General features: G+C 44.8%; 5 protein-coding genes, 2 pseudogenes and 1 riboswitch. All 7 genes and pseudogenes read left to right on the plus strand.

Annotation, left to right across the window (positions count from 1 at the left end):
* Positions 1-581 (plus strand): annotated as a pseudogene (locus Q0Y54_RS09160) (NADH-quinone oxidoreductase subunit F); the annotation flags it as partial.
* Positions 582-599: 18 nt separating this feature from the next.
* Positions 600-1,340, plus strand: a complete 741-nt coding sequence (gene nuoB, locus Q0Y54_RS09165; RefSeq protein WP_297966642.1) for an NADH-quinone oxidoreductase subunit NuoB — start codon at positions 600-602, stop codon at positions 1,338-1,340.
* Between the two features lie 109 nt (positions 1,341-1,449).
* Positions 1,450-3,468: an OPT family oligopeptide transporter gene (locus Q0Y54_RS09170; RefSeq protein ID WP_297966646.1), complete on the plus strand. Its 2,019-nt coding sequence runs from the start codon at positions 1,450-1,452 to the stop codon at positions 3,466-3,468.
* 95 nt (positions 3,469-3,563) lie between these two features.
* Positions 3,564-5,018, plus strand: a complete 1,455-nt coding sequence (gene pepD / locus Q0Y54_RS09175; RefSeq protein WP_297966649.1) for a beta-Ala-His dipeptidase — start codon at positions 3,564-3,566, stop codon at positions 5,016-5,018.
* 219 nt (positions 5,019-5,237) lie between these two features.
* Positions 5,238-5,999, plus strand: a pseudogene (gene nagB / locus Q0Y54_RS09180) (glucosamine-6-phosphate deaminase).
* A 169-nt stretch (positions 6,000-6,168) separates the two neighbouring features.
* Positions 6,169-6,345: riboswitch (cobalamin riboswitch) on the plus strand.
* Between the two features lie 90 nt (positions 6,346-6,435).
* The gene (locus Q0Y54_RS09185; RefSeq protein WP_297966652.1) at positions 6,436-8,568 is read left to right on the plus strand and encodes a TonB-dependent siderophore receptor; all 2,133 of its coding nucleotides are present in this window, start codon (positions 6,436-6,438) and stop codon (positions 8,566-8,568) included.
* A gap of 182 nt (positions 8,569-8,750) precedes the next feature.
* Positions 8,751-9,763, plus strand: a 1,013-nt coding sequence (locus tag Q0Y54_RS09190; RefSeq protein WP_297966655.1) for an ABC transporter substrate-binding protein, incomplete at its 3' end; no start/stop codon positions are given.

Genomic DNA, 9,763 nt, shown 5'->3' on the forward strand with positions numbered 1-9,763 from the left:
ATCAAGTGATGGATGAGGTGGCTGATGGAGTAGAGGATATGGCCACCATGTTCCAGGAGCAGGAGAATTTCCAAAATCGGGTGCAGACCACCGGTATTGTCCGCCATCAGACGGCAGTTGATTTGGCCATGGTGGGGGTTGGGGCCCGGGCCAGCGGATATGTCCATGACAGCCGTAGCGACTTCAGCTATGGCGTCTATGATGAGCTGAGCTTTGTGCCTTATACCAAGCCTATGGGGGATGTGGCGGCCCGTTTGCTGGTGCGCATCGGTGAGCTGTCCGCCTCCTTTGAAATGGTGGACAAGCTCATTGATTTGCTCAATACCTGTGATAGTCAGGAGCTGTCCCTTCCAATGAATTATACCGAGGGAAGCGGCTGGGGCATCAGTGAATCAGCCCGGGGCAGTAATTTTCAATATGTGGCGTTGGATGATAAGGGCTGTATTGACCGGCTGTTTGTCCGCAGTGCCTCCTATGCCAATTGGCCGGCCCTGCCTATTGCGGTTCAGGGGGATATTATCCCTGATTTTCCATTGATAAATAAGAGCTTTGAACTTTGCTATGCCTGCATAGATCGATAGGGGAGATGAGTAAAGGCTATGTTTAAGGTTTTGGAACGTATATTTAAAGACAAGCTTGCTACTGAGTCCATCTCTCTGGCAGGCAGTGAACGATATAGAGGCCCCATTGAGGGTGAGGCCAGTGGCGATGTATTATCCACCTGTGGGGCGGCCTGCCCCGTAAAGGCCTTTGTGTTGTCTGGGGACAGCTACACCATTGATTATAAAAAATGTATTTTTTGTGGTCGTTGTGTAGAGGCCTGCGCCAAGCAGGCAATTAATGAGTCCGGCCTCCGGCACAGGCATGAGGATGCTTTGCCGGTATTGATGGAGAGCGGCCAGGAGGTTTTGCAGGAGGTCCTGAAGGTAAAGCTGGGACGTTCCCTCCATGTCCGTCATTTAGATGCCGGCTCCTGCAATGCCTGTGATTTTGAAATGGGGGCCATGAGCAATCCGGTATACGATTTACATCGCTATGGTGTCCATTTTGTGGCCTCGCCCCGCCATGCGGATATGCTGATGGTAACAGGGGTAGTTACCCGCAATCTGGAACAGGCCCTGAGGATGTCCTATGAGGCCTTGCCTGAGCCTAAACTGGTCATGGCCTGTGGAGCCTGTGCCGCCGGCGGTGAGACCTATGGGGATACCTATGCTGTAGTAGGGGCTGCTGATAAGGTTGTACCCGTTGATTTATACGTGCCGGGCTGTCCGCCACGCCCATCGGCCATGATAATGGGGCTGTTGGCCGCAGCGGATATGCTGAAGGAAAAAATGAAATAAATAATAATTCATGAGGAATAATGAATAACTAATAACAAATTATGGTATAATGGAAGACAGTGTGTGCTCTGATTAGTACACATACATATACTTTAGGGGGATATTTTTTATGAAAAACGACGAAAATGAGTTTATGCAACACGAATTGCGTCTGCCTGAACTCACAGTTCGTGGTATGCTGTTGGGTGCGATACTTACGGTGATATTTACTGCATCCAATGTATACCTGGGATTGAAGGTAGGACTTACTTTTTCCTCTGCCATTCCGGCGGCGGTAATTTCTATGGCCCTTTTAAAGATGGCCAAGGATGCGAATATTTTGGAAAATAATATGGTACAGACCCAGGCTTCAGCGGCCGGTACCCTTTCCGCAATTATTTTCATTATTCCGGGCATGCTGATGATCGGCTATTGGCAGGGCTTTGAATTTTGGCAGACCCTGTTGGTTTCCCTGTGTGGTGGCTGTCTGGGCGTGTTGTTTACTATACCCTTGCGGCGGGCTATGGTGGTAAACAGTGATTTGGCCTATCCTGAGGGAGTGGCGGCAGCCGAAATCCTGAAGGCAGGCAGTCATTCAGCTGAGGACACCGGCAAAAGTAGCGGCCTTAAGGAAATTATGGCCGGAAGTGTTATTTCCGGTATTGTGGCACTGTTTACCAACGGATTTCAGATGATAGCCGGCGGTCTTTACCTGTGGTTTCCCGTGGGTCGTGGTATTTCCCAGATTGCCTGCGGCTACTCCGGTGCCCTGGTGGGGGCCGGCTATTTAATAGGTCTAACCTCCGGCTTGGCCATTTTGGCAGGTATTATTATTGCCTGGTGCGGTTTTGTGCCCTACTATACCATGACCGGAATACTGCCGGATGGTATGACCATGGAACAGTTCGGTATAGCTGTTTTCAAGGATCGGGTGCGTCTCATCGGTGCCGGCACCATGGGCGTGGCTGCCATTTGGACCCTGATTACCCTGGCCAAGCCCGTAATCGAGGGCATAAAGGAATCCCTGGCTGCAGTGCATATGTCCACTGAGGAACGGGGCCTTCATCGTATGGATATTGATATGTCCCTTAAGAGCATTGGTGCCGTTTTTGCCCTGACCATGATTGGTCTTTTGGGAATTTTCTATGTCTTTGTTTCCGCTGAGGGCCTTCCAATGTATGAGACCCTTATCTTTACTGTCGTGGGTGTGGCAGTGGCTACCCTTATGGGCTTTTTTGTGGCTGCGGCCTGCGCCTATATGGCCGGTCTGGTGGGTACCTCCTCCAGTCCAATTTCCGGTATTGGTATTATCGGTATTATAGTTTCTTCTCTGGTAGTTTTTTTCCTGGCCAATTCCTTTGGCATATTCGATATACCTGGTGGGGAAAAGTTTGCTACGGCAACAGCTATCTTTACCACATCGATTATTTTGGCAATTGCCTGCATTTCCAATGATAATATGCAGGATTTGAAAACCGGTTATCTGGTTGGGGCTACACCCTGGCGTCAGCAGGTGGCCCTGTTGTTGGGCTGTGTGGTAGGAGCCCTGGTAATTGCCCCGGTTCTCAATCTGCTTTATGAGGCCTATGGCTTTATGGGGGCCATGCCGCGTCCTGACATGGATCTGGATCAGGTTCTTTCTGCCCCACAGGCTACCTTGATGACCACTATTGCCCAGGGAATTTTCTCCAGTGAATTGGCCTGGGAATACATCTACATCGGTATGGGCTTGGGACTCGTGCTGATTTTGATCGACCAGCTGTTAAAGAAAACCACCCAGGGCTGTGCCCTGCCGCCATTGGCTGTAGGTATGGGCATTTACCTTCCGCCGTCGGTTCAGGTACCATTGGTGGTAGGTGCCGTTATGGGCTATTTTGTCAATAAGAGCGTCAGAAAGGCCAAGGGCGAAGAAGGGGAGGCCGAGGGACTGCGCCGGGGTACCCTGTTTGCCTCCGGTATGATAGTTGGTGAATCCATTATTGGCGTAATACTGGCTGGCATTATTGTGGTCTCCATATCAAGTGGTGGCAGTGATTCACCGCTGGCTATAGCCGGCTTTGAGGCCTTTGAAGATATATTGGGCTTCATTGTATTCATGGTGGTTATGACCATTTTTGTAAAGGTTATAAAGGGCAACCCAAATAATTGATTTATTCGGCTGAATTCAGTGGGGGCATCAGGCTCCTGCTGAATTTGGTCTCATTTTATTCTGTGGATTATTTTTATTAAGAGGAGCAGGTTATAATGTTGGATTATTCAGATGAAACTATAATTGATGGTGTGCTGGCAGAATTTTCTCAGCTGGCCCGGATTCCCAGAAAATCCGGTCATGAGAAGGCAGTCAGCGATTATTTGGTGAAGGCCTTTTCTGATATCGGCTGTGAAGTACATCAGGATGAGGTAAATAATGTAATAGCTGATTTGCCCGCCACTGATGGCATGGAGTCTGCCCCCAAAATTATATTGCAGGGCCACATGGACATGGTTTGTGTGGCAGACCATGGGGTGAGCTATGATCCCTTAAAGGACCCTATAAAGCTGGTACGGGATGAAAAATTTCTTTCCGCTGATGGTACCAGTCTGGGGGCTGATGATGGTATTGGTATAGCCGAGGCCCTTTATATTATGAAACACCTGAAATCCCATGGACCTTTGCGGGCTGTAATAACCGTGGACGAGGAACAGGGCATGACAGGGGCTGTTAATCTTGACAGCAAATATCTTCTGGATGCCCAGTATCTTATTAACTGTGATTCGGAAAACTATGATGAACTAACTGTGGGTTCTGCCGGCAGTGTGAATATTAATTTCAATCGTCAGCTGACTTTTTCCGCCCCTCAGGGGGATACGGCTTATAAAATCCACTTAAAAGGCTTGGCAGGTGGCCATTCCGGTATGGAGATTAACAAGGGCCGGGGCAATGCTATTCGCATTATGGCAATGGTTCTTAACGCCCTTGATGAGGCGGGGATTTCCTATGAGCTGGCTTATTTTACAGGTGGCAAGGCCAGAAATTCCATTCCTGCTGTAGCAGACGTGATTATTTCCACCATGGCTGAAGCTGAGGTTATTCAGGAAATTATCGACACTGAAAAAGAGAGCTGTATGGATAAATACGGTGATGTGGAGGATGGCATTGAATTAGTCCTCAGTGAAGTGAATATGCCGGAGCGGGTAATGTCCGAGGAAGACAGAGACAGCATTATCCGTATTATAATTTCCCTTCATAGTGGTGTATATGCCATGTCCCAGGTGGTTCCCGGTTTGGTTGAGACTTCTGCCAATTTGGGAATGGTGAAGATGGATGATGATGTAATCACCATGGCGTATTTACCACGATCTTCCATTGATGCCAAGATCAGTGAGTTTGTGCTACAGGCTGATATACTGGCCCAGATGGCGGGCTTTACCGCCGTTATTTCCAATCAGACACCGGCATGGAAAGAAAATCGCAATAGCAAGCTGGCCAAGGTGATGCTGGAGGTCTTTAAGGAGCAGAATGGGATGCCTATGAAGGTGGAAACCATTCATGCCGGTTTGGAATGTGGCTACCATGTTATGAAAAATCCCCAGCTGGATGTGGTCTCCATTGGGGTGAGTACCTTCGATATTCACAGTCCCAAGGAAAGACTGGAGCTGGCCACCATCCCACCCCAGGTGAAGCTCATAGTGGAAACCATGAAGCGGCTGACAACCTGAAAGTCAGACTGCCTGTATATTTTGCACAGTAGTTAGTCGGTGATTATAACGCCATTGTTCAAATTTTTCTTCTTTAGAAGAAAAATCTTCCAATTAGCGTTTCAACGAGCTGGGAGATATGCTCGCCAGCTGTTGTAGTTTGTTTTCCCCCACCTAAAGCGGTGGGGGACATCTTAAAGCTCGTTATACTGGAATAATGTTATTTGGGGGATATCAGCCATGCGGATAATTATTACCGAATCATATAATCAAATGGGGGTGGAGGCGGCCAATATTGTTGCTGGACAAATTTATCTTAAGCCAGACAGTGTTCTTGGATTGGCTACTGGCAGCACACCGGTTTCCATGTATCAGCGATTTGCAGCCGTACATAAAAGTGTGGGGCTGGATTTTTCTCAGGTTACCACCTTCAATTTGGATTAATATATTGGTATGGGTCCGGAAAATCCACAAAGCTACCATTATTTTATGAAGGAAAATTTTTTTCAGCGTATAAATATCCGCCCGGAGAATGTGTTCCTGCCTGATGGCATGACGGAGGATATAGTGGCTGAGGGAGAACGTTATGAAAAGCTGATAGCTGCCAGAGGGGGCATCAATTTACAGGTGCTGGGAATTGGGCAAAATGCCCATATAGGCTTTAACGAGCCAGATGTGAAATTTGCTGCGACAACCCATAAGGTCGAACTTGATGAAGAAACTATTCAGGCTAATTCACGTTTTTTCAATAGTGTCAGTTAGGTACCACGCTATGCTATCAGTATGGGTATTGAAACAATTATGATGGCGGAGCATGTTATCCTGCTGGCCAATGGCCGTAATAAAGCCGAAGCGGTATACAAGGCTGTGTGCGGAGATGTAACCCCGGAGGCTCCGGCCTCTATTTTGCAGCTGCATCGTGATGTGGCTCTTATTCTTGAGAAACAGGCGGCTTCATTACTTCCAGTCACTATTCGCGGAGTACAGATAACGATAAAATGATAACTTATTCAGGTGGAGCCTTGCCTCCATCTGAATTTTTTTATACAGTACTTTATAGTAGGGGTAAAACAAAGGCTAAAAAGTTTTAATAATAAAGTAATAAACTGTATAGTTATAAAAATAATATAAAATTTGACAATAATGCTTTTATTAATTATACTGTGAGTCGTGGCTAATAAGTAGTATAGGTGCTCCAAGGAGCTTAATAGAGAAATCGGTACAAGCCGATGCGGTCACGCCGCTGTAATGCTGAGCGAGTTTTATTTATGTCACTGGGAATATCCTGGGAAGGCAAAACAAGCTATGAAGCAGAGCCAGAAGAACTGCCTATATTCGTGATATCAGTTGCGTTCTGCGAGTGACAGAATGGCACTTTTTTAGTGTGTTTCCCTTCTGTTTATTGCAGAAGTGATTTTTTATGTTTGGAGAGATGAGAATGAAGAAGAAAAAATGGTTAACCTTGGCTATTGTAGCTGTTTTGACGACTGGGGCGTGGTCAGTTGCTTTTGCTGAAAAAGTTTCAGATTTTGGAGATGAAAATGTTACTGTTTACGGTGATGAAGAAAAGGATGGTTTTGTAGCTGATAAAGGTTCTGTAGGTATATTAGGTAATCGGGATACAATGAAAGTACCTTTTACGACCACCAATATTACAGAGAAAACAGTTGAGGCCTTTGGTAACCCTAGCCAGCCTCTTGATAGCGTGTTAGCTGGTTCACCATCTATTCGTGGTACCGGCAGTATTTTGCATAATGATTTTCAACTGCGTGGTTTTAGAGCTAACGGTAGCAGCTCATATGTAAATGGTGTTCCTGATATGTTTACTCAGTTTAATGCACCACTGCATGTTATAGAACAAATTGATGTATTGGCAGGGCCTAATAGCGGTATTGGCGGTACAGGTACTCATTATGAATCTAATGCTGCTGGTGGTTTGGTAAATTTCGTAACTAAACGGGCGACACATGATTTTAACCGGCTTACCTTATCTCATACAGGGCGAGGAATGTTGGGTGGTTATTTGGATTCCAGCTTCCGTACAGGTAAAAACAAGGAGTGGGGGTTCCGTTTAAATTTGGAGCAGGTCGATGGTGAGACAGCTGTAAAGGGACAGAAGGTTAATGCTTCAAGTATTTATTTAAATGTAGATTATAAGGGAAGAAAGAGAAATACTAATCTGTTCACCGGTTATCGTCAAAATGAGGTGAGTGGTGGACAACGTTGGTTTAAGCTTGGTGGTGCCGTTACGAAATTCCCTAGTGTGCCAAATCCATCTAATGACTATGGCTATAATGGACAGGTAAAGAGCTCCTATGGTTGGCTTGCTATTTTGAACCACGAACAGAAAATGGATGATAGCTGGAAATGGTTTGCTAATTTTGGTTATATGGGCAATAAGCTCAACAAGAATGTTATGTATCAGAATAGTGCCATTACTATCCTTAATGATGCAGGTGATTATAATCTAACTAGCCAACGGACTACAACGCCACAGAATGCCACCTATGCCCAATTGGGAATAAATGGTAAGCTTGAAACTGGTGAATTAAAGCATGATATAACTATAGCTGTTGATAAGGCTTGGCGTACCCGTTATGCAACTAAGGCTTCTCCGGTGACTAATTTGGGAACTGCCAATATATATACTGGTGTAGTTAACCAGCTTATGGATCCACCTACGGATTATGAATACGGTCTTACCAACAAGACCCACATGAGTGGAATAAATTTTGTCGATACTATCAGTTATGGCAAAATGGATGTATTGCTTGGAATCCATCATCATGAATCCCATGTTGATGGATATAGTGCGGCTACTGGTAAACAGACAAGTTCAGTGAATAGCAGTGCCAACTGCCCAACCTATGGAATTATGTACAGTCCAATGGAAAGCTTTGCCGTTTATGCCAGTCATTCTGAGAATTTTGATGGAGGTGCTATTGTAGGCAATACCTATCAAAATGCAGGTGAAATTCTTCCACCAGCCAAAACCAAGCAAAATGAAATCGGTGTCAAGTATAAGTTTAACAATGGTGTATTGGCCAGCCTAAGCTATTTTGATATTACTCAGGCTAATAATATTGCCGTTGATCGGGCAGATGGTACTTATCTGGTACAGGATGGCCAGCTTAGACATAAGGGCGTAGAATTGGCAGTAAGTGGGCGAATTGCTCCAAAATGGAACATTGCGTCTGGTATAGCATATCTTGATGCTACCAAAGAGAGAACGGCTGGCGGATTACAGGATGGTAAGACCGAGGATGGTACACCAAAATGGACAGCCTCTATTAGTGCCCGTTATAAGGCTGACGACAAATTCTCTGCCTTTGGTCGTATAAGCTATGTAGGTACTTCAACTATTCTCAATGAAAAGTTTAGAGCTCCAGCCTATACTGTGGTGGATTTAGGAGTAAATTATAGAACGAAGATTGGCTCTTGCCCGGCTTTGATCAGTCTCACCTGCTATAATGTGTTTAATAAGGAGTATTGGATGGTATCTCGTGGTGATAATAATATTTATCTTTCTACTCCTAGAACCTTTGCTCTTTCCATGTCATTAGATATTTAAAATTAGATATATATCCATTAGGGTGCGGCATACTATGTAGCACCCTTTTGTGCTATATTACCCAAGATAAGGGGTTGAGAATTGGTGATAGCTATATGATGGATTGTAGGAAAATTCTACTGGTTATAACGGTGCTGCTTTTGGTGTGCTCTTTGACTAGCTGTGGTAATGACAAAGTAACTATGGAAGATAATATTGATACTGATATTATTACTTTAGCGGCGTACCGTCATTTGGCTCCTGGCGAAAAGGATGGCTTTTATTGCAGCAAAATTCTTGAAGTGTGGGAGCCATTAATCACTAATGACGAAAATACAGGAAAGCCGGCCCCATGTTTGGCCGAACGCTGGGAAATGGCGGATGGAGGTCGGACCTGGCGCTTTTATTTAAAGAAAAACGTAGTATTTCATGATGGCTCTAAATTTAATGCTGATTCAGTAATTGCTAATATTCAGCGTATGAAAAAGGGACTAAAGCGTTCAGGTTTTTATAATTTAGATATTAATAATTTCTATCCATCTCTTGACCAAGTAAGAAAAATAGATGAATATACTTTAGAGTTTACTTTCAAAAAGGCCAATATTAACCAACTTTACAACATGATGAATTTTGGTAGTGCTATGTACGCACCAGCTTGTTTGGATGATGAGGGAAATTTTTCTGGTGTGGCCATAGGAACAGGTCCATTTTATATTGCGGAAAATAAGCTGGGGCAGTACGTTAGATTGGTACGGTTTGATCAATATCATGGGGAAAAGGCAGCCAGTAGTGAAATAATTATAAGAAATATTCCCAGTGCTGATACACGATTTGCTGCGTTGAAAAGTGGTGAAATTATGGGGGTATTGGATTTGAATGCCATGCCACCAGTTTTGGCTGAAGAATTGGTAAAGGATAGCCAGTTTGCAGTAAGTACCTGCAAGTCAACCATGGTAAGGTTTTTATTGGTTAATGGTAACAAATTTCCTTTTAATGACGTGAGAATGCGTAAAGCTATTAGTCTGCTGATTGATAGGCAGGTTCTCACTGATTCACTCTATTTGGGGTATGCTGTTCCAACAGTTAATATATTGAGCTACTCTAGTCCATTTCATAAGGATTATGCTATTGAACACGATGTTGAGTTAGCGAAAAAACTGGCGCAGGATGTGTTACAGGGAGAACGGGCTAAAATAGTATATTGCATAAATGGTGC

It is taken from the genome of uncultured Anaerovibrio sp., from assembly GCF_947302755.1.
In the GTDB taxonomy this organism is placed as follows: Bacteria; Bacillota; Negativicutes; order Selenomonadales; family Selenomonadaceae; genus Anaerovibrio.